The organism is Cryobacterium zhongshanensis, from assembly GCF_022760445.1.
Classification (GTDB): Bacteria; Actinomycetota; Actinomycetes; order Actinomycetales; family Microbacteriaceae; genus Cryobacterium; species Cryobacterium algoricola.
The window spans coordinates 16,148-38,869 of the sequence record NZ_JALGAR010000003.1 but is presented as its reverse complement, the minus strand read 5'-3'; the positions used below and the strand labels follow the sequence as shown (position 1 = coordinate 38,869).

General features: G+C 64.4%; 22 protein-coding genes. 12 read left to right on the top strand and 10 right to left on the bottom strand.

Going from position 1 to position 22,722, the window contains the following annotated elements:
• Nucleotides 1-68: 68 nt before the first annotated feature.
• On the bottom strand, nt 69-446 hold the full coding sequence (locus MQH31_RS11750; RefSeq protein WP_243012575.1) for an ArsR/SmtB family transcription factor: 378 nt from the start codon (nt 444-446) through the stop codon (nt 69-71).
• A gap of 121 nt (nt 447-567) precedes the next feature.
• Nucleotides 568-1,470, bottom strand: a complete 903-nt coding sequence (locus tag MQH31_RS11745) for a cation diffusion facilitator family transporter (protein WP_243012213.1) — start codon at nt 1,468-1,470, stop codon at nt 568-570.
• Between the two features lie 193 nt (nt 1,471-1,663).
• Here MQH31_RS11745 and MQH31_RS11740 point away from each other — a divergent pair, with 193 nt between their 5' ends.
• From MQH31_RS11740 to MQH31_RS11720, 5 genes are all read left to right on the top strand, one after another.
• Nucleotides 1,664-1,948 (top strand): TFIIB-type zinc ribbon-containing protein, encoded by a 285-nt coding sequence (locus tag MQH31_RS11740; protein ID WP_243012212.1) that lies wholly within the window; start codon nt 1,664-1,666, stop codon nt 1,946-1,948.
• Nucleotides 1,949-2,784: 836 nt separating this feature from the next.
• Nucleotides 2,785-3,468: a TlpA family protein disulfide reductase gene (locus MQH31_RS11735; RefSeq protein WP_308196450.1), complete on the top strand. Its 684-nt coding sequence runs from the start codon at nt 2,785-2,787 to the stop codon at nt 3,466-3,468.
• An 85-nt stretch (nt 3,469-3,553) separates the two neighbouring features.
• A complete protein-coding gene (resB, locus tag MQH31_RS11730) occupies nt 3,554-5,236 on the top strand; it encodes a cytochrome c biogenesis protein ResB (RefSeq protein ID WP_243012211.1) in 1,683 nt (560 codons plus the stop codon).
• Nucleotides 5,237-5,274: 38 nt separating this feature from the next.
• Nucleotides 5,275-6,234 (top strand): c-type cytochrome biogenesis protein CcsB, encoded by a 960-nt coding sequence (gene ccsB / locus MQH31_RS11725; RefSeq protein ID WP_243012573.1) that lies wholly within the window; start codon nt 5,275-5,277, stop codon nt 6,232-6,234.
• 24 nt (nt 6,235-6,258) lie between these two features.
• Entirely contained in the window at nt 6,259-7,002 is a 744-nt protein-coding gene (locus MQH31_RS11720) for a cytochrome c biogenesis CcdA family protein (RefSeq protein WP_243012210.1), read from the top strand.
• Nucleotides 7,003-7,005: 3 nt separating this feature from the next.
• Here MQH31_RS11720 and MQH31_RS11715 read toward each other — a convergent pair whose 3' ends face one another.
• The 3 genes from MQH31_RS11715 to lnt all read right to left on the bottom strand — a co-directional run bounded on the left by MQH31_RS11715 (nt 7,006) and on the right by lnt (nt 9,839).
• Entirely contained in the window at nt 7,006-7,572 is a 567-nt protein-coding gene (locus MQH31_RS11715; protein WP_243012209.1) for a copper resistance CopC family protein, read from the bottom strand.
• 67 nt (nt 7,573-7,639) lie between these two features.
• Nucleotides 7,640-8,338 carry a YcnI family copper-binding membrane protein gene (locus MQH31_RS11710; RefSeq protein WP_243012208.1) on the bottom strand — a complete coding sequence of 233 codons (699 nt, stop codon included), beginning with the start codon at nt 8,336-8,338 and terminating at the stop codon, nt 7,640-7,642.
• 28 nt (nt 8,339-8,366) lie between these two features.
• Nucleotides 8,367-9,839 (bottom strand): apolipoprotein N-acyltransferase, encoded by a 1,473-nt coding sequence (gene lnt / locus MQH31_RS11705; protein WP_243012207.1) that lies wholly within the window; start codon nt 9,837-9,839, stop codon nt 8,367-8,369.
• Between the two features lie 333 nt (nt 9,840-10,172).
• Between lnt and MQH31_RS11700 the strand changes: the two genes are divergently transcribed.
• From MQH31_RS11700 to MQH31_RS11675, 6 genes are all read left to right on the top strand, one after another.
• Nucleotides 10,173-10,598 (top strand): hypothetical protein, encoded by a 426-nt coding sequence (locus tag MQH31_RS11700; protein ID WP_243012206.1) that lies wholly within the window; start codon nt 10,173-10,175, stop codon nt 10,596-10,598.
• Between the two features lie 99 nt (nt 10,599-10,697).
• Nucleotides 10,698-11,495: a M23 family metallopeptidase gene (locus tag MQH31_RS11695; RefSeq protein WP_243012205.1), complete on the top strand. Its 798-nt coding sequence runs from the start codon at nt 10,698-10,700 to the stop codon at nt 11,493-11,495.
• A 16-nt stretch (nt 11,496-11,511) separates the two neighbouring features.
• Complete coding sequence (locus MQH31_RS11690) at nt 11,512-12,174, top strand: DsbA family protein (RefSeq protein ID WP_243012204.1); 663 nt, start codon at nt 11,512-11,514, stop codon at nt 12,172-12,174.
• Between the two features lie 86 nt (nt 12,175-12,260).
• Nucleotides 12,261-13,430: a M23 family metallopeptidase gene (locus tag MQH31_RS11685; RefSeq protein WP_243012203.1), complete on the top strand. Its 1,170-nt coding sequence runs from the start codon at nt 12,261-12,263 to the stop codon at nt 13,428-13,430.
• A 30-nt stretch (nt 13,431-13,460) separates the two neighbouring features.
• Complete coding sequence (locus MQH31_RS11680; RefSeq protein WP_243012202.1) at nt 13,461-15,428, top strand: bifunctional copper resistance protein CopD/cytochrome c oxidase assembly protein; 1,968 nt, start codon at nt 13,461-13,463, stop codon at nt 15,426-15,428.
• Nucleotides 15,425-16,378 carry a cytochrome c oxidase assembly protein gene (locus MQH31_RS11675; protein WP_243012201.1) on the top strand — a complete coding sequence of 318 codons (954 nt, stop codon included), beginning with the start codon at nt 15,425-15,427 and terminating at the stop codon, nt 16,376-16,378. The genes MQH31_RS11680 and MQH31_RS11675 overlap by 4 nt, the downstream gene beginning before the upstream one ends.
• Nucleotides 16,379-16,395: 17 nt before the next feature.
• Here the strand turns inward: MQH31_RS11675 and MQH31_RS11670 are convergent, their stop codons facing one another.
• Entirely contained in the window at nt 16,396-16,746 is a 351-nt protein-coding gene (locus tag MQH31_RS11670) for an ArsR/SmtB family transcription factor (RefSeq protein WP_243012572.1), read from the bottom strand.
• Nucleotides 16,747-16,759: 13 nt separating this feature from the next.
• Nucleotides 16,760-19,285 (bottom strand): heavy metal translocating P-type ATPase, encoded by a 2,526-nt coding sequence (locus MQH31_RS11665; protein ID WP_243012200.1) that lies wholly within the window; start codon nt 19,283-19,285, stop codon nt 16,760-16,762.
• 184 nt (nt 19,286-19,469) lie between these two features.
• Here MQH31_RS11665 and MQH31_RS11660 point away from each other — a divergent pair, with 184 nt between their 5' ends.
• Entirely contained in the window at nt 19,470-19,664 is a 195-nt protein-coding gene (locus MQH31_RS11660) for a hypothetical protein (RefSeq protein ID WP_243012199.1), read from the top strand.
• 37 nt (nt 19,665-19,701) lie between these two features.
• Here MQH31_RS11660 and lspA read toward each other — a convergent pair whose 3' ends face one another.
• Genes lspA through MQH31_RS11645 form a run of 3 tightly spaced genes read right to left on the bottom strand, consistent with a single transcriptional unit; the run spans nt 19,702 to nt 22,546 of the window.
• Nucleotides 19,702-20,211 (bottom strand): signal peptidase II, encoded by a 510-nt coding sequence (gene lspA, locus MQH31_RS11655; RefSeq protein ID WP_243012198.1) that lies wholly within the window; start codon nt 20,209-20,211, stop codon nt 19,702-19,704.
• On the bottom strand, nt 20,208-22,163 hold the full coding sequence (locus tag MQH31_RS11650) for a heavy metal translocating P-type ATPase (protein WP_243012197.1): 1,956 nt from the start codon (nt 22,161-22,163) through the stop codon (nt 20,208-20,210). Before MQH31_RS11650 ends, lspA begins: the two co-directional genes overlap by 4 nt.
• Nucleotides 22,160-22,546, bottom strand: a complete 387-nt coding sequence (locus MQH31_RS11645; RefSeq protein WP_243012196.1) for an ArsR/SmtB family transcription factor — start codon at nt 22,544-22,546, stop codon at nt 22,160-22,162. The genes MQH31_RS11650 and MQH31_RS11645 overlap by 4 nt, the downstream gene beginning before the upstream one ends.
• Nucleotides 22,547-22,722: the final 176 nt, after the last annotated feature.

The window sequence follows — 22,722 nt, the reverse complement described above, 5'->3', positions numbered from 1 at the left end:
CTCGAAATCTGGCGTCACCCAAATTGACCCCAGTGGACACGGCCGACCGCGATGAGAGCGAAGGCCAGTTATTGGGGCTTCTGGATTTCTTGCCCGTCGCAGGGAATCGTTTCTGGCGCGCACTCGCGAGTAGTTTCCGCAGCGGTGACGTGGATGAGTATGGTGTGTCCGACGTGTTCAAGACCGAGCTCCAGGAGGTCACGCACGTGAGAGTCTGCAATCTCGTAGTGGGCGACCCGGCCGGTTCGGTGGACTTCGACCACGCGGTGGGTGCGGAGTAGCCGAAGCGCGTGCGAGACTGCGGACTCGCTGAGGTTGATGGCCGCTGCCAGGTCGCGGACACACATTGGCCCGTTTAGCAGGGAGATGAGAATGCGTACTCTGTTGGGTTCGCCGAGGAGACCAAAAACGTCGGAGAGATCTGCGACGTTCTGAACGGATGGCATGCTGGCCCGGACGGCAGAAACATGTTCGGCATCAATCGTTCTCATCGGCGCGGACGGACCGGGCCCGGTGGTCGTTGGTGTCGCATGAAGCCTGCTCATGGGGATAGCGTATCGGTCCCGGTTACACCGGGTTCTCTGCCTCAGCGAAGTCGGCCGGCTCACATTGGATCGTCGCATGAGACACGTGATACCGGTCCCGCAGCAACAGAACCACGGAGTCCAACACGTCGCTGTAGTTGGTGCCGGGTTCGACAACAACGTGGCCGCTGGCGCTTTCCATCCCGGACGTGATGGTCCAGATGTGGAGGTCGTGGACCGCCGCGACTCCGGGCAGCTCAGCTATTTCGGCTCCGATTTTGTCAATGTTCAGGTTCGGTGGTGCAACTTCCATGAGGATGCGCAGTGCTTGGCGGGTGAGTTTCCAGGTTCGGGGCAGGATGAACAGCCCGATCCCGACGCCGATGATGGGGTCGGCGTAGGGCCAACCGGTCGTGAACAGGATGATCGCAGCGACAATGACGCCGACGGAGCCGAGCAGGTCGCCCATCACCTCCAAGTAAGCCCCCTTGAGGTTCAGGCTCTCCTTGGAGCCGGCCGTTAAGAGTCGGAAACTGATCAGGTTGATGACCAGGCCAATGCTGGCTACCACCAACAGGGGAAGGCCGGGAACCGTGGGCGGGTCGCTGAAACGCTGGATGGCCTCGAAGAGTACATATCCGGCAACGGCGAACAAGAGGATCCCGTTAGCGAGGGCGGCGAGTACTTCCAATCGGTAGAACCCGTACGTTCTCTGGCTGGTGGTGCGCCGTGACGCCAGGGTAATCGCGGCAAGAGCCATGCCGAGCCCGAGCACATCAGTGCCCATGTGTGCGGCATCTGAAATCAACGCGAGCGAGTTGACGCTGAACCCAACGACGAACTCCACAACCATGTAGACCGCGGTCAGCGCGAACGCGATGAGAAGCGGGCGGCGATGGCGCCCAGCCGCGCTTACCGCCGACGCGTGAGAATGCTCGGAACCCATGACAGCTGCCTCTCTCTAATTTCCCAGCCGCCTGGCCGGGTCGTCGCGTACCATATTGTATGAGCAGTCTTGCATACTTTGCGGACAGCATCCCGGCGCAGTTTCCGGCCACCCGGTTTAATCGATGCGCTCCGACACGCAGAGTCCGCCACACAGAAGACACGAAAAATACATGCACGACGAAAGGAATCAGATGAAGTGCCCGATCGACGATTCACAATTAATCATGTCCGAGCGCGCCGGTGTAGAAATCGACTATTGCCCCCAGTGTCGCGGAGTCTGGCTGGACCGTGGGGAGCTCGACAAGATTGTGGAGCGATCATTCGCGGGTCCGTCAATCGGCACGGCTTCCGATTCACCGGAGCGGTCTTCTCGCGACGATCACGGTGACTCCCGCCAGGGACAGAACTACACCGGGGAACGTGCCGAGGGACGCAAGCGAAAGAAAGAGAGTTGGCTCAGCGAACTCTTCGACTAAGCCATGACCCCGGGGCTGGACCGCTCGACGGAGCATGCTCTGTGCGATCGGGGAGTGGTCCTCGCGCACAGTCCTCCAAGGCTCATATTGATCTCACGGTTCGCGGCCTGCATGCGACCGCCCCCATTCGGTGAGCCCAGCCGCAGCGTTGGCCGGACTGTGGGCCTTAGGTCGTCACAATGTCATAGGCCAGCAGGCGTTTCCGCCCTCGCAAAGCCTTGGCAGGCCTGCCGCCTGTAGCGGAGCCGATTATCGGGTATCCTACTCGTGGATATCTTCGGTCGGCCCTTTTTCTCCGGACGAATCCCGAGCAAAGGTGAAATGGCCCTGAACGGCAGCCACATCGCGGATCGCCCTCCGAGGCATGCCTTTCGTTCTGCGATCGTGGCGGTGTTGGCCATGGCCGCAATTCTGCTCACCCTGCTTGCCATCCACTCGGTGGGCACCGGGCCTGAGATGAGCGTTCCGCTGCCATCTGCACATGTCGGACAGTCGGGCGACGCGAACGCAATCGTGGCTGGTGCGACGGTGGTGGCAGTTGCAGCGCATGCAGTCGAAGCGTCGATTGGCTGGGGAACAAACGGAGCGGTGGACTGTGCACTCCTTGTGACGGGATGCGGCCTTCTGCTTATTCTCGCCGCTTCCCTGTTCCTGGCACGGTCGCCCGCAGCGCATGACCGTGCTCTAGGGGACGTTCGGCACCTTTCTCAATCCATCTATGCCCCTCCGCTGCATGTTTGTCGGCCCAGTCTGACTGTTCTTTCCGTTAGTCGCGTTTAGACCGAAACGCCCCTCCTTGTGCGCGCACCCATGCCCAATGGCGATTCGGTTTCACAATGAACTTGACGATGGATGGAACAACGATGCTCAGAACACGTACGGACGGTGGCGATCCTCGACTGCAGGCTGGGAACCAGCGCACGCTGCGTAGCCTCATGAGAGCGATCGCGGCGGCGGTCGCGGTCACGATCGCGCTGACCGCCTGCGCCAGCGACCCTCTCGCGGCGCAGTACAGGGAAGGTAGCGGCAAAAACTACATCGCCGGAGATGGGACCGTCACCGAGATTGCGCCCGCGAATCGTCAGAAACCGGTGGACTTTTCAGGAACTCTGGAATCCGGTGCCACGACTACCGCTGCAGAGTACCGAGACAACGTCTTGGTGCTCAACTTCTGGTACGCCGGTTGTGCGCCATGCCGGGCCGAAGCACCAGACCTGCAAAGTCTCTGGGTGAAATATCAGGATTCGGGCGTTAGCTTTCTTGGCGTCAACATCCGCGATCAGGTCGGCACGGCGCTCGCCTTCGCGTCCACGTACGGCGTCACTTACCCCTCCGTCATTGACGCCAATGGTGGAACGATGCAGCTGGCTTTCAGCGGAATAGTCGCGCCCAACGCTGTGCCGACCACTCTGGTAGTCGACACAAAGGGGCGTGTGTCCTCACGAATCCTCGGACGCATTCCAGATGCTAGCGTTCTCGACGCTCTTATCAAGACCGCACTCGCTGAGAGTGAAAAATGACAAATTTCACGTCCAGCGATCATCGTTCACTCACATCGTCACTGGGTAACGGAGATCAGCGCCTATCTGCTTGGCAGGGGCTGTAGTGTCGCGCCCGCTCGACCACCACGACGCCAGGCCGCCCGCCGCTGGCGTCGCCCAGCCGCCACTTGACTTCGGTGGCTGGTTGCGCTGGTTCTGGCGCCAGCTCACGAGCATGCGCACGGCGCTGTTCCTGCTCCTGCTGCTCGCGATCGCGGCGGTTCCCGGGTCGCTCGTGCCCCAGCGCAGTTCGGACCCGAACGGCGTCATCCAGTACTTCGGGGACAACCCCGACCTCGCCCCGGCCCTCGACACGATCCAGGCATTCGACGTGTATTCTTCTGCCTGGTTCTCGGCGATCTACCTTTTACTCTTCGTTTCCCTGATCGGCTGCGTGATCCCGCGTATGCGGCACCACCTGCAGGCGCTTCGGGCGAAGCCTCCAAAGACCCCAGCCCGTCTGGCTCGGCTTGCCGGGTTCACAATGCGTGATGGCCCGGTCGGCACGGATGCCGCGGCGGCCGTTGAATCCGCCCGCCGCCTCCTAAAATCGAGTGGCTACCGTGTCGCGGTCTTCGACACCGGCACTGAGGCCTCGGTCTCCGCCGAGCGCGGCTACCTCCGCGAAACCGGAAACCTTGTCTTCCACTTGGCCCTGGTCGGCGTCCTCGTCACGGTCGGATTCGGCAGCGGTTTCGGATTCAGCGGGCAGCGGGTGCTCGTCGAAGGTCAGACTTTTGTGAACACGCTGCTGGCCTACGACTCGTTCAACCCTGGACGTTTTTTCGACGACGAGAGCCTCGAGCCGTACAAGCTGAAGCTCGACAGCTTCGATGTCGAATACGAGACGCAGAACTCGAAGGCCTTCGGCCAGCCGGTGAACTACGCCGCCGGGGTCACAGTCTCGCCTCGGGACCGGCCGTCACAGTCGGATGAGGTGAAAGTCAACGTCCCGTTGCGCGCCGGGGGGACCGACATCTTCCTGCTCGGCAACGGTTACGCACCCACGATCACGGTGAAGGATCCCAGCGGCAGAGTTGTCTTCAGCGACTCGATTCCCTTCCTGCCCCAGGACTCGAACCTCACCTCCCTCGGAGTGGTGAAGGTTCCGGACGGGCTTGCGAAGCAGCTCGGCATGATCGGTTTCTTCTACCCGACCCAGGCCGAGGCTAAGTCCGGGGCCTACTTTTCCTCTTACCCCGACCTTGAGTACCCGTTGCTCACACTCAATATCTTCTCCGGCGATCTCGGACTTGACACGGGCGTGCCGACATCCGTCTACGCGCTCAACACCGACAAGATGACCCAGATGACCGGCGGCGATACCGGGGCTAAGTCGCTCGAGCTGAAGCCGGGCGAAATGCGGCAGCTCCCGGACGGGCTCGGCTCGGTCAGCTTCGACAACGCCGCCCCGGGCGCGAAGGCCGGCGACTTCTCCGACACCGTCTTGAGGTTCGCTTCCTTCGACGTCAACAGGGACCCGACGCAGGGGTGGGTGCTCCTCTTCTCCGTGCTCGTGCTGCTGGGGCTGCTCACTTCTTTGTTTGTCCCGCGTCGGCGCCTGTGGGTGAAAGCGATCCGGCGGGACGACGGGTCGGTGCGCCTCGAGTACGCCGGTCTCGCACGCGGCGACGACCCCGCCCTCGAAACGGCTGTGACCGCCCTCGCCGACCGCCACAGCGCGGTGCTTGCGCCCACCCCTGCGTTCACCCAAACAGCCGAACAGCCTTGGAGGCAAACCAAGTGAATCTCAATGAACTCTCGATCCTGAGCTTGTACTCCGCCATGGGCGTGTACGCGCTTGCGTTCATCGCCTTCTCGATCGACCTGGGCAGGCGCTCCGCGGCGGTGGATATCGGGCGGGGTGACGCGCAGCTCGCGGCCGAGTCCGGACGCGCAGCAGCACCCGCAGCCGCAGCCGGCGGCGCGACGACCCTGACCCGGATCAGCACGCACATCGCCAACGACGCGGCCACACCGTACGGCCGCTCGGCCAGCCTGCGCGTTGGCGTCTCGCTCACCGTTCTCGCCTGGGCGCTGCACCTGGCCGCCACAGTGATGCGTGGCATCGCCGCGGAACGTGTCCCGTGGGCCAATATGTACGAGTTCGCGATGATCGGAACCCTGCTCATCATGACGGTCTTCCTGCTCGTGCTGATCCGGGCCGATCTGCGCTTCCTTGGCACCTTCGTGACCGGCCTGGTTCTCATCCTGCTGGGGATCGCCGCGCTCAGATACTACGTCGAGGTTGCCCCGCTGCCGCCTGCGCTGCAGTCGGTGTGGCTCGTCATCCACGTGTTCGTCGCCTCACTCGGCACCGGCTTCTTCGCCCTCGGCTTCGCCCTGTCCGCCGTGCAACTGCTCCAGTTCAGGCGCGAGAGCCTCGTTGCCGAGGACCGGGTGACTCGGCTGCGGTTCGTGGGCACCCTGCCCTCCTCGGCGACGCTAGAGAACCTCGCCTACCGGGTCAACATCATCGGTTTCATCCTCTGGACCTTCACCCTCATGGCCGGATCGGTCTGGGCAGAGCAGGCCTGGGGCCGCTACTGGGGCTGGGACACCAAGGAAGTCTGGACCTTCATCATCTGGGTTATCTATGCCGGCTACATCCACGCCAGGGCGACGCGCGGATGGCGCGGTTCTCGGTCGGCGTGGCTGGCGTTCATCGGTTTCAGCGCCGTGCTGTTCAACTTCGGCATCGTGAACGTCTTCTTCAAAGGCCTCCACTCATATTCGGGCCTGTAGCCCTCCACCCGGCAGGGGAACACAATGGGTGAAAATTTCGCTCAGATCATTCTGAGTGGGCAACTCATAATTGCAATTCCCATCGCTTTGCTTGCCGGATTCGTGTCGTTCGCGTCGCCATGTGTGCTGCCCTTGATCCCCGGGTATCTGGCTTATGTCGGAGGGATGGTCGGCCCGGACATCGCCCACCCCCGACGTCGCGTCTTGGCCGGCGTCGGCCTGTTCGTGCTCGGCTTCGCCGTCGTATTTGTGTCCTACGGCGCTGCTTTCGGTGCGGCGGGGTACTGGCTGGTGCGCTGGCAAGATCCCATCACACGAGTCCTCGGCCTCGTCCTAGTCGTTATGGGGCTCGCCTTCATCGGCGCGTTCTCCTTCTTCCAGCGCACCATGAAGCCCCGCTTCACACCGGCCACTGGGCTGGCTGGTGCGCCGATGCTCGGAGTCGTATTCGGCATCGGATGGACGCCCTGCCTGGGACCGACGCTCACGGCGATTTCGCTTCTGAGCCTCGATTCTGGATCCCCGTGGCGGGGTGCGCTCCTGGGTCTGGCCTACTGCATCGGGCTTGGCGTCCCGTTCCTGCTGGTCGCGCTCGGCCTGAACTGGATGGCCGAGGCGGTTTCCTGGCTCAAGCGCCATATCCGCGCCATCAACATCGTGGGCGGGTCGATGCTCATTCTGATCGGGGCGCTGATGGTCAGCGGCGTGTGGACGCTGTGGGTCTACAGCCTGCAGTCCATGATCGGCGGATTTCTCCTCCCCATTTAGTACCTAATCGCTGTGTACGTGATCCCTTTTCCGCGGCGTAGTTCTTCGCGCAATCACGAGCAGAGTGCCGGCAATAGCGACCAGAACACTCACCCCCACGATCAAGCCAGTCGCAAGCCCCTGATCCACCGACGCCTCGGCGGATGTCGCGGTGGCCTCTGTGGACGGCGGTTTTAACGAGCCCTCACCGCCGCAAACGGGGGCCGTGGTCTGGCCGGCGATGGCCTTGGTGCCCAGGGGAGGCGCATACGCGAACGTGTAACTGTCCGAGATGGGATGGCCGTCCCCGGAAGTCACCTGCCAACGCACCGTGTACGTGCCCGGTTCGCCGAGCATGAGAGCAGTGCTCACCGTGTCGTTGGAGAGGTCGACACAGCCGGAGCCATAGAACCGGCCCGCGTCGTCACTGACTTGGATGACGAAAACATTGTCGATTCCGCCCAGTTCCAGCAACGCGTTGCTGAAGGTCAACTCGACGCGTTCGAGCGGAGTCGTTATCGTAGCGCCCGGACGAGGATCGCTGGATATGAGCGCATCGTGAGCGGATGCCGGCGCCGTGGTGGCGAGCACGAGGGCGAGGGCACCCGCCCCACTCCCGCCATCGCGCCGGCCCAGCGTGCCCGCCGGGTGGCGGTGGTCATTGTGCAGCCTTCTCGCTACGGATCCAGGCCAGGCCCCCGATAAGGATGCCCAGTGCACCCAGCACGATTCCGCTGATGCCCAGGCCGACCGCGAGACCGCTCTGGTTCGGTGTGGAGGCTGACGCTGCAGTGTCGTCATGGTCCGAAGCCGTGGCCGGCTCGTCGTGGCCCGCCACCGGCTCATCGTTCACGAACAGCACGGGAGCCGGATCCAGCGAGGAGTCGTTTTCGATCTCCTCCGCTGCGGCGGTCCAGTTCACGACCTCACCGTCGTCGTACGTTTCGATCGCGGGGAAGAGGATCCGGCCGGTGTCCGGGATCGGTCCAAGCGACAGCGTCCATTCCTGAAATTGGCCTGGCCGGATTCCGTTTCCCTGGTCGGCGGTAAACACGATTTTCGACGGCGCCCTGGTGATCTTGTTATCGCCGACGGTCACCGGTTGGGGAAGATCCGCTTCAATGACCTCAGTCGTCCAGCCAGGGGTGGGCAGATAGCTCACGGTGAGGATCGGCGTGTCCGTGGGGAGGGTGATCTCCACCTTGATGGCTGCTGCAGCTTCTGACTCGTTGACCGCGCTAAAGGACACCCTCTGGGATGTGCCGGGTTCGGCGGATACCGGGTCGATGCCGACGTGGGCGGTCGCCGCAGTCGGCACGGCGATTGCGAGCAGAAGGCCCGCAGTCAGGGCGGTCAAGATGGGGAGTCGTGAATTCTTCAAGGATCTACTTTCTGTGGGGGGTGCGCGTCGAACGCGGGGAGGTTCGCGCGACCAACCAACTCACTCCGAGGACGGCAGCGGAGCCGACGGCGATAATCAGGGCGAGCTGACCGCCGATAGCCATCGCGGGGGTGCGCCCGCGCATGACCGAGACATCCTCGATCATGGTCCCCGCCGTGAAGGTCGGCAGCTGGGCCAGGGTGCGGCCGTCCGGTGCAATGATCGCGCTTGTTCCCACGGTGGAGATGTTCACGACGGAGCGTCCGGTTTCCAGCGCCCGCATCCGGGCGATTGCCAGCTGTTGGACGCTTTCGTCGGTGCGCCCGAAATCGGCGTTGTTCGACTGGGCGAGGATGACTTCGGCACCGTCGTCGACGAGGGAGCGGATCACCCGGTCATCGGTAATGTCAAAACAGATTACGGACCCGGCGGTGAGCGCGGGGGTGCTAAGGATGCCGTCCCGGGTTCCGATCTCATAGTCGCGTTGGATCAGCCCGATGAGGTCCGGGGCAAGTTTCTGCCAGAAGTCCCGGTTGGGGACGTACTCCCCGAAAGGGACGGGATGTTTCTTGTCGTACAGGTCCTGAACTCCGCTGCCGGGTGCCCACAGCAGCGTCGAGTTGAACAGCAGGCCTGCGCGTTGCGTGATCGCGCCGAGGATGAGCGGCGCGTCCAATTCGAGTGAGAGCCGATCAATTGTTGCCTGGGCTTCCGGCGACGCCAGGGGGTCAAGGTCGGTTGCGTTCTCCGGCCAGACGACGAGGTCGACATTTTCGCCGCGGATCGGGAGCGTCGCGTCGACCTGCGCGCGCAACAGATCACCCGGCTGACGCTCCGAAAAGTATCCTGCTGCCCCGTTGCCCTGCACCGCCGCGATACGGACTGATCGCTCGGCGACGGCCGGCCACAGTGGGACCAGGGCGAGTGCCGTGATGACTGCCCCGGCTGCCACCAGCCGAAGCTGGCGTCGGGTTCCGGCCCCCACGGCGAGCTGGAGCAGCATCGCGACCAGGGCGACAAGGAGAAAGGAGAGCCCGGAGACTCCGACCCAGGAGACGATTTCGGCAAAGGGGCCGGTGGATTGCGAGTAGGCGATCCGTCCCCAGGCAAACCCGCCGTAGGGCCAGGACCCCGCAACGTCTTCCCGGGCAACCCAGAGCCCTCCAACAACGGAGGGCAGCACAAGAATGCGGCCTACCCGGGAAGGCCAGGCCTCAGGAATTATGCGGTAGGCGAGCGCAATGGCGCCAGCGGCAACACTGTAGATGGCAGACTGCAGCACCGACAGTGCCAGCCAGGGCAGCGGACCCAGATACAGGGCCGACCACACGATATGCGTGAGGAAGAACGACATTCCGGCCACGAACCCGAGAATGGTGCCCGCCCCAAAGCCGCGTCCTCTGAGAGCCACTAAGACGCAGGCCACCCCCACCAGCGTCAGCGGCCACAGGTCCTGGTCAGGGAAGCCCGCATCCACTAACGGACCGGAGACGACGGCGAAAACCGCCGCGGTCCAGAACGGGAGAATCGGGTGCCCGACCGATGACGCCCCGCCGAAGCCCTCGCGCTCGAGCGCGGACGGCTCCCGATATGGCCGTTCGTCTCGCCCAACAGGACTTCCAGCGGGGCGAACGAGACTTGAGCGCAGTTCCAGAGTCGCCAAAAAAAAGTCTCCCTGATCTTCAGGTTTCGATGAGCCTGCTCTGATAACTTTGAAAAGATCCGCACGGCTGTTCATACGAGCATACCTGCGGCTCGGGGGTGTCTCTGCGGCACCTGTCGGATCATATTAGGGACGAGAGGCAAGCCGGTGACAAGCGAACGTGCAGTGCCGCCCGTCCGGCTGCAGCGCATTCTTTTCATCCTGGTTGTCATTCTCGGAACGGCCGTTTCTCTGCTTCTGGCGCACTCGATGGAGGCAGTCCAGAGTGCCGAATTAAGCTCCATCGCCGCCGTTTCGGTTGTCGACGACACCCCGGCCGCTTTCCCGCAAAGCGTTGAAACCATGCCTGCCGCATCCGGCAGCGTACACGATTCCTTCCGCGACGGCTTAGCCCTGTGCGCCTCGATCGGATTCATCTGTGGAATCGCACTTCTTGTCGCCCTCAAGCGGCTGAGGAAGCCTCCCGTCCAAGGGTTACTCGCCCCAACCGTCCACTGGTTCGACCTGACAGGACGGCCGGACGCACCACCGCGCCCGGTCACGCTCGCTGCTCTCTGCATAGCCCGGGTTTAGGAACATTCGACCGCTTCCGCGCACCCACGCGCTGACGGCCGATGCCTCCACTACCTGACCCCCTTGCGCCGAGAATCTCGGCGACCACAGAGAGCCCTGATGGATATACAGTCACCAAATCAACCCGGGCTGACCCGGCGCCAGGCCCGAGAACGAGGCCGGCGCAAGAAGCGCGGAGCACCAGGTCGTACCCTCGCCACGACAACCAGAAATCGGCTCAGCCTCCGTTCAGGCGTCGTCACAGTGTTGCTCATATTCGCGACGTCCACTCCCGCCCTGGCTGTCTCGCCCAGCCCCGGGTTGGCATCGCTCGCACCCGCTGCCCACGAGGACCTCCCCGGCCAGACGCTGGCCACCACAGCGGGTGCACCCACCATCGTTGTGCGAGACGGATTCGACGCGACGTCGGAGAAAGACCTCGCCACTCTCCAGACCGGCCGAACGGCATCAACCTTCACAAACAGCATCGACTCCGCCGTTCAATGGCCGTTCACGACCGACGTACCCATCAGCGACGGATACGGGCCCCGGGATGCTCCGTGTTCGGGATGCTCGACATTCCACAAAGGGCTGGACTTGACGCCGGGGGAGGGATCCCCCATCCAAGCGATCAGTGACGGGGTCGTTCGGGAGACCGGCGAATCCGATTCGGGATTTGGCGTGTACGCCGTCATTGACCACATCGTGGAGGGCGAACTCGTCAGCAGCCTGTACGCACATATGCAGGCAGGCTCCCTCCAAGTTGAAGAAGGTCAGCCGGTGAAAGCCGGCCAGCTCGTCGGGGATGTCGGCAGTACCGGTCAGAGCACCGGGCCCCACCTTCACCTCGAACTCTTGCTCAACGGAACTCAACCGATCGATCCCTACGCGTGGCTGGCCGCACGCGTATCCCTCTAACCCTTTGGAACGGAACATGAAAAAGAAGCTCTCCACCCGAAACCGCATCCTCATCAATGTGGCGGTCGTCTTGGCCGTTGTTGTTGCCGTCGCCATTGTCGTCTTCGCGACCCGGACCCCCAGTAACCCGGCGGCCAGCGGGGACTCCCCGCAGACGGTGCGGGAGAACAGCCACCGGCTGAGCACCGCAGAAGACGGGAAGGTCACGCTGGTCGAGTTCCTTGACTTCGAGTGCGAAGCGTGTGGCGCCGCATATCCCGCCATCGAGCAACTCCGTGAGGAGTATGCCGGACGAGTCACCTTCGTGGCCCGATACTTTCCGATCCCGAGCCACACCAACGCGCAAAACTCGGCACTGGCCGCCGAGGCCGCAGCCCGACAGGGAAAGTTCGAAGAAATGTACTCGAAGCTCTTCGAAACGCAGAGCGTATGGGGAGAGCAGCCGGACTCGCGAGCGGCAGACTTTCGAGTGATCGCCCAAGAGATCGGGCTTGACCTGGAGCAGTACGACGCGGACATCGTCGACCCGGCCGTCCTTGAGCGCATCACGGCCGACCAGGAGGAAGGTGCCGCGCTCGGCGTTCAAGGCACACCCACGTTCTTCCTCAACGGGGAAAAGCTCGAGATCTCGACCTTGGAGGACCTTCGCGGGGCCATCGACAAAGCTGTCCAGGAATGATCCGAGGGCGACGCGCTCCCTGGCGCGGGCTCAGCGCTGCACTCCTGACGCTCATTGTCGTAGGCGTTGTTCTCCCGGCGGGACCGGTGAGTTCCACCGAATATCCATCCTGGTCTGACGTTGAGGCAGCCCGCAGCGACGAAACCGCCAAACAGGCACAGACCGACAAGATCACCGCCCTCATCCAGCAACTGGATTCCGAGGCGGCGACCCTGCGCGACACGGCAACACGACGAGCGACCGAATACGACAAGGCACAATTGGCCCTCGATGACGCCGCAGTGACCGCCTCGACAATCTCCGCCCAAGCGGATGCCGCGAAAGCCGAGGCAGACGACTCGCGTGAGAAGGTCGGCCGGCTCGCTTCCACCATGGCCAAATCCGGCTCACCCGGAGTCGGGATGACCATGCAGGTGTTCCTCGCCGGCGACGAAACGGACGAGCTGCTCTCCCAGCTGGGATCAATGTCAAAGCTCTCGGAAACCATCGACGGGCTGTACTCGAAAGCCCTCACGGACACGAACACCGCCGCATCGCTCTCCGATCAGGCAAAGGTCGCGCTCACCGCCCGCGAGGAACTCGCCGGCAAGGCGCAGCAGGCCCTCACCGAAGCGGCCGCCGCAAGCGCCGCCGCCGAGACGAAACTCGTCGAGCAGCAACAATTCGCCGACACACTCCGAGCTCAACTGGCCGTGCTCGAAGAGAATCGTGCTGCCACAGAAGCCGACTTCCAGACGGGGGAGGAAGCCCGCCGAGCTGCCGAGGCTGCGGCAGCGGCGGCTGCGGCTGCCACGGCTGCCGCAACCGCGTCGGCAGGTCCCAATCTCGATTCCGGCCAACTCAGCGACCAGGGCTGGACACGCCCCGTGCCCGGGCGAGTAACCGATAGCTTTGGCCCTCGACCGCAACAGCCAGTCGCGGGAGTCAACCCATTCCACTACGCTACCGACCTCAGCGCCGGCTGCTCGGTGCCCATCTACGCAGCCTCCAGCGGACGAGTTGCCTACGCCGGATCGATGGGGTCGTACGGGAATTGGCTCCTCCTTGAGCACGGTTCGGGCGTGCAGACCGGATACGCCCACACGAGCCGCTTGCTCGTCAGCAATGGGGACTCTGTCCAGGCTGGACAAGTGGTCGCTCTCGTTGGCACGACGGGAGCCTCGACTGGATGTCATCTCCACTTTGAGGTGCGCGTGGACGGCGCGCGCATCAATCCGCAATCGTTCATGAGTGCTCGCGGCGCTCCACTGGGATAGCACCGTGACTTCACACCAACGAAGGGTGTCATGATGGGGCCGATCGCGGTCAGTACGAGGGCTCAACTCCCCGATTTACGTGTGCTTGCACCAGCCGTCGTACTGGCTGTCGCTGTGTTCGCAACCATCGTGGTGACCCTCATCACAGCGCCGGCACAACCCTCGCTGGTAACCAATGCCGGTCCGTTGATCCTGTACGGGCTCCCCATCTTGAAGGTCCTCACAAATCTTGCGACGGCAGGAACCCTGGGGGCGCTCGTGCTCGCCTGCTTCGCCATCGCGCCCGCATCGCCCGCCTATGGCAAGTCGATCGACATCGCAGGCGGGTGCGCTGCCGCGTGGGCCGTCACTGCCGCCGGATGCGCTGTCCTGACGTTCATGAGCATTGCCGGGCAGGTATCTCCCGCCCTGTTCATGAGGGCCCTCGCACAATTTCTCGGTGACATCGGGCTCGGGCAGGCCTGGCTTGCCACGATTCTTCTCAGCGCCACGATATCTGTCTTGTGTTTCGCCGTCCGATCACTGCCAGGTGTTACCGCGGTGGCGCTGCTCGCCTTCGCGACACTCGTCCCGTTGGCGCTCCAGGGACACGCCGCCGGAAGCGGCGACCACAGTGCAGCGTCAGCTGCGCTCTGGCTCCACCTCGCCGCTGCCGGAACGTGGATCGGCGGACTTGCCGTCATCGCCGGAATTCACCGCACGATCAACCGGGGCGCTCTTGTCACGTTGCTCTCTCGATACTCGACCATTGCCCTCCTGTGCTTCGTCACCCTCACCGCCTCCGGGACGATCAGCGCATTCTTCCGCTTCGAGCATCTTGGTCAGCTCTTCTCCACTACCTATGGCCTGGTCTTGACGGCAAAAATTGTCGCCCTGATCGGCCTTGGCCTGGCAGGATTCGCGCACCGCAACTGGCTTCTCGGGCGCCTTCGGGGCACCGTCTCCGCCCGATGGGTGCCCCTGTTTTGGTGGCTCGTGATCTCGGAGATGGTCTTGATGGGGGTCGCCTCCGGGGCGGCCGTGGTTCTGGCTCGAACCCCGCCGCCCGCTACCGAGCCGATAGCACGAAGCACGTCAGAGCTTCTCACCGGACTGCCGCTGCCGGCCCCGTTGACCTGGCCACGGGTGTTCGATAGCTGGAGCATTGATGTCGTCTGGCTCCTCGTCGCCGGTTTCGGCATCTTCTTCTACCTCGCAGGCCTCTACCGCCTGCGCCAACGCGGTGACGAATGGCCCGTCCTGCGCACGGCAAGTTGGATTGCCGGGCTGCTCCTGCTCGTCTACGTCACCAGCGGCGCCCCGAACATCTATGGGCCGTATCTCGTCAGCGTCAACCTGCTCGGACAGTTCACGCTCGTCATGATTGTCCCTCTGCTTCTGGTGCCGGGCGCCCCATTCACACTGGCGCTGCGTGCGATTCGATCCCGAGCCGATGGCAGCCGAGGCGGCCGCGAGTGGGCCGACATCATCGTGCGCTCGCGTCTTGTCCGCGCCATCACGCACCCCCTCGTGGCGGCTGGTCTGCTCGCCGGTTCTCTGCTGGCGATTTACTACACGCCCGTGCTCGAGTGGACCCTCATCGATCCAGTCGGCCAGCAATGGCTGACCGCCCATCTCCTTATCGTCGGGTTCCTGTTCGCCCAATCGTTCTTTGGCATGCGTCCCGTGCCCGAGCGGCGCTCATACCTCGTGCCGGCACTCACCCTGCTGGCCGCGATGGTGTTCCACGCCTTCTTCGGACTCAGCCTCATCTTCGCAACGCAGCTTCTCCTTCCCGACTGGTTCGGGGTGCTCGGCAGCGACTGGGGGATTGACCCGCTGGTCGACCAGCAGCTCGCTGGAGGCATCGCCTGGGGCGTGGGCGCGATGTCGACCCTCGTGTTGGCCGTCACTGTCGGAATTTTCTGGTATCGGGCTCGCCGCAGTCTCGACCGCAATCCTGGAAGCTCGGATGCGGACCTTCCGGCGGTCACATCGGCCGAACCGGGTCGTCGATGACCGGCCCCGGTGTCGACGGGCCGGTCTGGATTCCCAGCCTGCCGCCCAGCCTCGAGCAGTTCCTGGCGCCCAACCTGCAACCCCTCCCGGTCCTGCCCATACTTGGGCTGATTGTGGCCGCGGCATACCTCGCGGGTGCGATCCGGCTGTGGACGCGAGGGTATCGGTGGTCCTGGATCCGCACCGCCTGTTTCCTGCTCGGGTCCGCCCTGTTGGTGGTCATTACGGGCGCGGGGATCGAGGGGTACGGACTCCGAATGTTCTCGGTCTTCATGCTTCAGCAGCTGACGCTCATGATGGTAATTCCTCCGCTTCTCCTTCTGGGGTCTCCGGGAACACTTCTCCTACGTGCAACGCCGCACCGCGGAATCGGGCGACTGACGCTTCAGGCGGCGCTCGGCTGTCTGCGTTCCAGGGCGGCCAAATTTGCCCTGCACCCGGTTTTGGTGATTCCGCTCATGGTGCTCAGCCTGTTCGGCCTGTATCTGAGCGGGGCTGCAAACGTGCTCCTTCGGAGCTGGATCGGTCACGTGAGCCTGGAGGCTCTCTTCCTCTTCGTCGGCATCCTCATTGCCGCCCCACTGGTTTCCGCGGATCCGCTGCCGCGGCGGACGTCGTATGTGAGCCGCCTGTTCGACGCCTTCGTGGAGATGCAATTGCACGCCGGCTTTGGCCTGGTGCTCACGCTGTCCGTCGCCCCTGTGGTGGCATTTTTCAGCGATGCGCCGGCAGCCTGGAATGTGGACCCCGTGCGCGACCAGTGGATGGCGGGCGCACTGGCGTGGACCTACGGCGAAGTTCCGCTGCTGGTGCTCTTGATCGTCACACTCGTGCGCTGGCAGCGACAGGACACGACACGAGCGGTGAGGGCACAAGACCGCACCGACGCCGAAATGGAGGAGTACAACGAATACCTGCGAGGCCTGCACTCCCCACGCAGTTCGGCGTAGGAAAGGGGGCGTTGCCTCTAGTGCTCGTCCGTGTGCTCGATCACGGTGTGACCGACGTGCTCGAGACCCAACTCCAGAAGGACTCGGACGTGAGAGTCTGCCAGCTCGTAGTAAGCGATTCTCCCGCTTCGGTGTACTGTGACGACGCGGTGGGCGCGCAACAGGCGCAAGGCATGCGATGCCGCGGATTCGCTGAGGTCGATCGCGGCGGCCAGGTCACGCACACATATGCGCCCGTTCAGCAGGGCGATGAGAATCCGGACGCGGCTCGGCTCACCCAGCAAACCGAAGACATCCGCGAGGTCTGCGACGTCGGCTTCGGACGGCATGGTCGCTCGGACGGTGGCGACCTGGGCGGCGTCAACCATGGGGGGCACGCGCTCAGCCGATACGACCGCGAGACGCTGCCCCCTCGCCTGGCTCTCGGTTCGTATCATCTCCACCAGAGTGCACAGCCGATTCGGGCTCCCGATAGGCCAAGAGGCGGAGTGCGTTTCCTACCACCAGGAGCGTTGACCCCTCGTGGATGAGAACGGCCAATCCAATTCCAAAGACCCCGAATATGGTCGCCGGGATCAGGATTGCGACAACTCCGAGGCTCGCCCACAGATTCTGCCGGATGATGCGACTGGACTGCCGGCTCAGGGACACAGCGAACGGAAGCCGGTCAAGTTCGTCACCCATGAGTGCAACATCGGCGGTCTCCATGGCAACATCCGAACCGGCAGCACCCATCGCGATCCCGACCGTGGCAGTCGCCATCGCCGGTGCGTCATTGACGCCGTCCCCGACCATTGCCACCTTGTGTTCCCTTGCGAGCTGCCTGATGGCCGCGACCTTGTCTTCGGGCAGGAGGTCTCCGCGTGCCTGGTCGAGTCCAAGCTTCTTCGCAATCGCATCCGCAACGATCTGATTGTCACCAGAGAGCATGACCATGTTTCGGATGCCCGCCGCACGAAGCCGGGCGATCACGTCCGCAGCCCCGGGGCGTGGCGTGTCCATGATTCCCAGAACTCCCAGATACCGGGAGCCGTGGCGGACGACCATCGTGGTGCGCCCTGATTCCTCGAGCCGTGTCGTGGCCTCCGCCACGTCCGTCGGCACCGGGGCCCCGGCGATCTCCTCGAAAAGTTGTTTCTTGCCAATATGGACCATCGCGCCGTCGAGTATCCCGCTGACCCCGCGACCAGTGATGCTCGTGACCTCACTCGCAGTGCGCGGAGCCGATCCGTCCAGCCTGGCCCGCCCCGCGCGCACAATGGCAGAGGCGAGCGGATGATCGCTCTGCGACTCGATGGCCAGTGCCACGCGCAGCAATTCGGAGTCGTCCGAGCCCGCAGCTGACACGACATCCGTCAGTTCCGGCTTCCCGAGGGTCAACGTGCCCGTCTTGTCGAACGCGATGGCGCGCAGGGTGCCGAGGTTTTCCAACGGCGCGCCGCCCTTGATCAGGAGTCCGCCGCGCGCCGCTCGGGCCAACCCGCTCAGTACGGCGCTCGGAGTCGAAATCGCCAGGGCGCAGGGGCTCGCGGCCACCAGCACCGCCAGGGCGCGGTACAGGGTTGCCGAGAAGGGTTCGTCGATCACGAACCCGGCGAACAAGAGAACGACGACCAGGATCAGGACGGCGGGCACGAAGACCCGCTGGAACCGGTCGGTGAAGCGCTGTGTGGGCGAAATCTGGGCCTGGGCTTCGCTTACCATCCGTACGACGCGGGCGAGCGTCGAATCAGTTGACAGCCGGGTTACTTCGATCTCCAAGACGCCGGCCCCGTTGACGGTGCCGGCATAGACGCGGCTCTCCGGGGCGATGTCCTGTTCCGTGCGGGCGGACGTCGGAGCGACGGGCATCTTCTCGACCGGGATGCTCTCACCCGTCACGGCTGACTGGTCCACGCTGCTCAGGCCGACGACGACGAAACCATCCGAGGGGATGCGGGTGTTGGGTTTGATGACGACCGTGTCGCCGATTGTGAGATCGCCTACCGGGACCTCTCGCTCCGTGCCGTCGCGTTTGACGATGGCGGTCACCGGGGCGAGTTCCGCCAACCCCTGGATCGCCTGCCGGGCGCGGCCCATCGCATAGCTCTCCAGCGCGTGTCCCAGGCTGAACAGTGCCAGGAGCAGGGCGCCTTCGGCCAGTTCCCCGAGCGCTGCGGCGCCGGCCGCAGCCAGCAGCATCAGGAAGTCAATTTCGAATCGTTTGGCCATCACCGTCTGGATGGCTTCCTTGAGTGTGTAGTAACCGCCGAAGAAATACGCGGCAATGTACAACGCCGTTGACACGGCATCCGGCACGGCCGCGCTCACACCTAGAAGGAAGCCCATTATGAGGGTTCCGGCGCACAGGATTGCGAAGATCAGCTCACTTCGCTCGCCGAAAACACCGCCGTGCTTGTCAGCGCGCTCGTCGGTCTTCTGATCGGAGGGCACCGCCACCGCACGGTCAGTAGCTCGTCCGGCCCGAGGGGAGGCGCCGAATTTTTCTAGCAGGTCGAGGATTGCCGTATCTGATGTCTCTCCCACCGTGTACTCGACCCGGACCGAGCCGATTGCTGACACGTGAGCCTCGACCACCCCGGCCATGGTGCGCAGCCGCTGTTCTAGGAGCTGCGCACGCGCGACGCGGGACACGCCGTCAACTTCCACACTGATGTGCCCGAACGTGCTGTCAACCCGAGCACCCAGAGAAAGCGCAAGATCACGGATTCGATCCAAACTGATGACATCCGGTTCGAAATGAATGCAGAGTTGCGCGGCCGCCCCGCCTTCCGCGCGATCAACGTGGGCGCTTCTCACGCCCTCGCGCGACTCAAGCGTGCTGGTCAGATTTCGCACACACACGTCACGCTCGTCCATCGCCTCCGGCAGAAGGGTTCTCAGATCAAGTTGAGTTTCGATTGCCATTGCTGCTCTTTCGAGAGGTCGTTCCGGCGATCGCACGGCGAGGGATGACCCTTGGAGGGGCTACGTGCGCATGTATGAACAGTCTTGCATACCTGGTGTATAGGGCAAGAGTCCGCGGCCGGGAACCAACGAATGTATGCTGACTAAGTTTGTTACTGGCCTGACCGCGATTGGATGTGCGCCCGTGAAACTCTGGAACTTCGCCACCTGCGCCATCGGCGCTTTCATTGCCAGCGCCCTGGGCCTGTCCGTCCTAGTCGTCAACGCCGTGACCGGCAACGACTTTCTTGTGGTTCTTCTGCCCGTTGCCATTGCGGCGTGGGCCAGTGGCGGCGCGCTTTCGGCGCGAGCCCACGTCTTGTGGCTGAGGAAGGGGTAGTCGCCCCGCGAGGACGAGGCCCGGGCGGATCCCCCGCTCAGTCGCCGTTCCGGGGCCGCGGGGCGAGGATGGTGCCAAGGATGTATAGCGCGACTCCGGTGGTGACGAAGACATCGGCGAGGTTGAAGGTGGGGAACCATCCGGTGTGCAGATAGTCCACTACGCCGTGCCCGTCGAGCCGGTCGATGAAGTTGCCGGCGGCTCCGCCGAGCAGTAGTGCCGCGCCTGCGCGGGAGAGCCCTGTCATGGCCGGAGCCGACGAGATGGCATACCAGGTCAGGGCCGCAATGATCAGGCCTGTGACCGCGATGATGATCCAGGGGGCCAGGTCCGCGCCGAGGCTGAACGCGACGCCGGGGTTGTAGAGCAGTCGGATGTTGAGCAATCCCAGGTCGGTCGTCGCCCCGCCGGTGAGCAGGGTCTCGGCCAGTGTCTTGATCGCGAGGTTAGTCGCGGCCAGCACGGCCGCCCAGACGAGCAGCACAGACCTGAGTCTTCGGGCCGCCCCGGCGGATGTGCCGGGGCGGGCGGTGGCTTCGGCGCTCACGCTGCCGGTTCCAGGGCCGGGGCGGGGTGCACGGCCTTCAGTGCGGTTGTGCGGCTGATCCGGCCTGCCCGGACGCCGTTGGCGATCACGACGATTTCCGCCAGTTCGTGGATCAGGACCACGGCGGCCAGGCCGAGGATGCCGAGTAGGGCCAGGGGAATCAGCACGGCGATCAGGAGCAGGGACAGGCCCACGTTCTGGAGCATGATGCGCCGGGTCCGCCGCGCGTGGTCGAGCACCTGGGGCAGGTGGTTCAGGTCTTCGCCCATCAGGGCGATGTCGGCGGTTTCGATGGCGACGTCGGTGCCCATGGCGCCCATGGCGATGCCGGTGTCGGCGGTCGCGAGGGCCGGGGCGTCGTTGACGCCGTCGCCGACCATGGCGGTGGGCTGGCGGGCCTTGAGGGTGCGGATGATTTCCGCCTTGTCCTCCGGTCGGAGGTCGGCGTGGACTTCGGTGATGCCCGCGGCCTGTCCGAGGGCGGTGGCGGTGATCAGGTTGTCGCCGGTGAGCATGGCCGTGGTGTATCCGGACGCGTTCAGCCGGGCGATGACCTCGCGGGCTTCGGGGCGCAGTTCGTCACGGACCGCGATGGCGCCGATGACCTGCCCGTTGTCCTCGATGAGGACAGCGGTGGCGCCGGCCTGTTGCATCCGCTCGACGTCCGCGGCCAGCGGTCCGGCGTCGATCCAGCCCGGACGGCCGAGCCGGACACTCCGGCCCTCCAGCCGGCCCTCCAGGCCTGCACCGGGGACGGTGTCCACGTCGATGACGGGCGCCCGGTCCGGGGTCGCGGCGAGGATGGCGCGGGCGAGCGGGTGTTCACTGCGGGATTCCAGGCCGGCCGCGAGGGCGAGGACCTGGTCCCTGGTAGCGGATCCGGTGGCGGCGACGTCGATCACGGCGGGGTTGTTGCGGGTGAGGGTTCCGGTCTTGTCCAGCGCGATGGTGCGGATCTTGCCGAGGGTTTCCAGGGCGCCCCCGCCCTTGATGAGCACGCCCATGCGGCTGGCAGCGCCGACGGAGGCGACAACGGTGACGGGGACGGAGATGGCCAGGGCGCAGGGCGAGGCGGCGACCAGGACGACGAGGGCGCGTTCGAACCATAGCAGTGGTTCGCCGACGATGAAGCCGAAGATGATGATCAGGGCGGCAGCGATCAGGATGCCCGGAACGAGCTTGCTGGCGATTGAGTCGGCCATGCGCTGGCCCGGGCCCTTGCGGGACTGCTCGGCCTCCACGATGTGCACGATCCTGGCCAGCGAGTTGTTCTCAGCGGTGCTGGTGACCTCGACTTCGAGCGGTCCGGTGCCGTTGATGGACCCGGCATAGACCTCGGTTCCCGGTCCGGCCTCGACCGGGACGGATTCCCCGGTGAGCGCCGAGGTATCCAGGGACGTGCGGCCGGTGACGATCCTGCCGTCGGTGGCCAGCCGTTCCCCGGGCCGAACGACCATGCGGTCCCCGGGTACGAGTTCGGAAGGGGCGATGGTGACCTCGACGCCGTCACGCAGGACACTCGCCTCAGCCGGGACCAGGTCCAGCAATGCGCGCAGGCCCCGGCGGGTCTTCGCCAGGGAGTATTCCTCAAGGCCCTCGGAGATCGCGTAGAGGAAGGCCAGGATGGCTGCTTCCTCGACCTGTCCGAGCGCGACCGCGCCGGTGGCGGCGACCGTCATCAGCGTGCCGACCCCGATCTTGCCCTTGAGCAGTCGTCGGAGGGTGGATGGAACGAACGTCCAGGCGGCAACCAGCAGCGCCGCGATTTCCAAGGGCAGGGTCAGTAATCGGGGGCCGCCGGCCAGCGCGGCGATCCACGCAACGAGGAGCAGCGCCCCGGCCAGCGCAGCTGCCCGGACTTCGGTCACCTGCCAAAACCCGACGGCCTCCTCCGCCTCTTCGGCTTCCCCGGTCCCGGTTTTCTCGTCACTGCAGCCGCAAGCATCACTCATCGTGCATTCTCCATTGTCAGCGGGGCGCCGGCACTGCCGGAGCCGTAATTGGGGCACAGGCTGACCGCGTTGCCGGTGGCGGCGAGCAGGACCTCGGCCTGGGCGAGCATGTTCATCAGTTCTGGACGGGACAGCGAGTAGTACACGCTGCGGCCCTGCGCGCGGCCTTCCACCAGGCCGCACTCACGCAGGCACGCAACGTGCGCCGATACTGTGGACTGGGCCAGCCCCAGCTCGCCGGAGAGGTCGCTGACCCGCACCTCGCCGCCGGCCATCCGCTTCACAATACTCAACCGGGTCGGGTCGCTGAGCGAACGGAACAACGCCGCCGCAGGATCGAGTTGCTCGCAGACATCGGCCGGAACTGCAGAAATAATCGTCATGTAACGATGATAGCGCGAGATGGTGTCGTTATCGTTCAGTGGCTATAACGTCGGAATGGGAAACGCTCGACAGGGGTGAGCAGCCTGAGCCTGCTTCGGCGGATGGTTGCGTTCGTAGCTCGGGCCAAGCCTGGGCCGGCGGTCGCTGGCCGCCTGTCGGATGCGTGAGGCGCGAG

What these genes read in the sequence shown, in the direction of transcription:
- MQH31_RS11690 (WP_243012204.1), top strand. Translation starts at nt 11,512, where the DNA reads ATGAAAAAGAAGCTCTCCACCCGAAACCGCATCCTCATCAATGTGGCG.
- MQH31_RS11670 (WP_243012572.1), bottom strand. Translation starts at nt 16,746, where the DNA reads ATGGTTGACGCCGCCCAGGTCGCCACCGTCCGAGCGACCATGCCGTCC.
- MQH31_RS11645 (WP_243012196.1), bottom strand. Translation starts at nt 22,546, where the DNA reads ATGACGATTATTTCTGCAGTTCCGGCCGATGTCTGCGAGCAACTCGAT.
- MQH31_RS11720 (WP_243012210.1), top strand. Translation starts at nt 6,259, where the DNA reads ATGGGTGAAAATTTCGCTCAGATCATTCTGAGTGGGCAACTCATAATT.
- MQH31_RS11665 (WP_243012200.1), bottom strand. Translation starts at nt 19,285, where the DNA reads ATGGCAATCGAAACTCAACTTGATCTGAGAACCCTTCTGCCGGAGGCG.
- MQH31_RS11750 (WP_243012575.1), bottom strand. Translation starts at nt 446, where the DNA reads ATGCCATCCGTTCAGAACGTCGCAGATCTCTCCGACGTTTTTGGTCTC.
- MQH31_RS11675 (WP_243012201.1), top strand. Translation starts at nt 15,425, where the DNA reads ATGACCGGCCCCGGTGTCGACGGGCCGGTCTGGATTCCCAGCCTGCCG.
- MQH31_RS11735 (WP_308196450.1), top strand. Translation starts at nt 2,785, where the DNA reads ATGAACTTGACGATGGATGGAACAACGATGCTCAGAACACGTACGGAC.
- MQH31_RS11740 (WP_243012212.1), top strand. Translation starts at nt 1,664, where the DNA reads ATGAAGTGCCCGATCGACGATTCACAATTAATCATGTCCGAGCGCGCC.
- MQH31_RS11745 (WP_243012213.1), bottom strand. Translation starts at nt 1,470, where the DNA reads ATGGGTTCCGAGCATTCTCACGCGTCGGCGGTAAGCGCGGCTGGGCGC.
- ccsB (WP_243012573.1), top strand. Translation starts at nt 5,275, where the DNA reads ATGGGCGTGTACGCGCTTGCGTTCATCGCCTTCTCGATCGACCTGGGC.
- MQH31_RS11695 (WP_243012205.1), top strand. Translation starts at nt 10,698, where the DNA reads ATGGATATACAGTCACCAAATCAACCCGGGCTGACCCGGCGCCAGGCC.
- MQH31_RS11650 (WP_243012197.1), bottom strand. Translation starts at nt 22,163, where the DNA reads ATGAGTGATGCTTGCGGCTGCAGTGACGAGAAAACCGGGACCGGGGAA.
- MQH31_RS11680 (WP_243012202.1), top strand. Translation starts at nt 13,461, where the DNA reads ATGATGGGGCCGATCGCGGTCAGTACGAGGGCTCAACTCCCCGATTTA.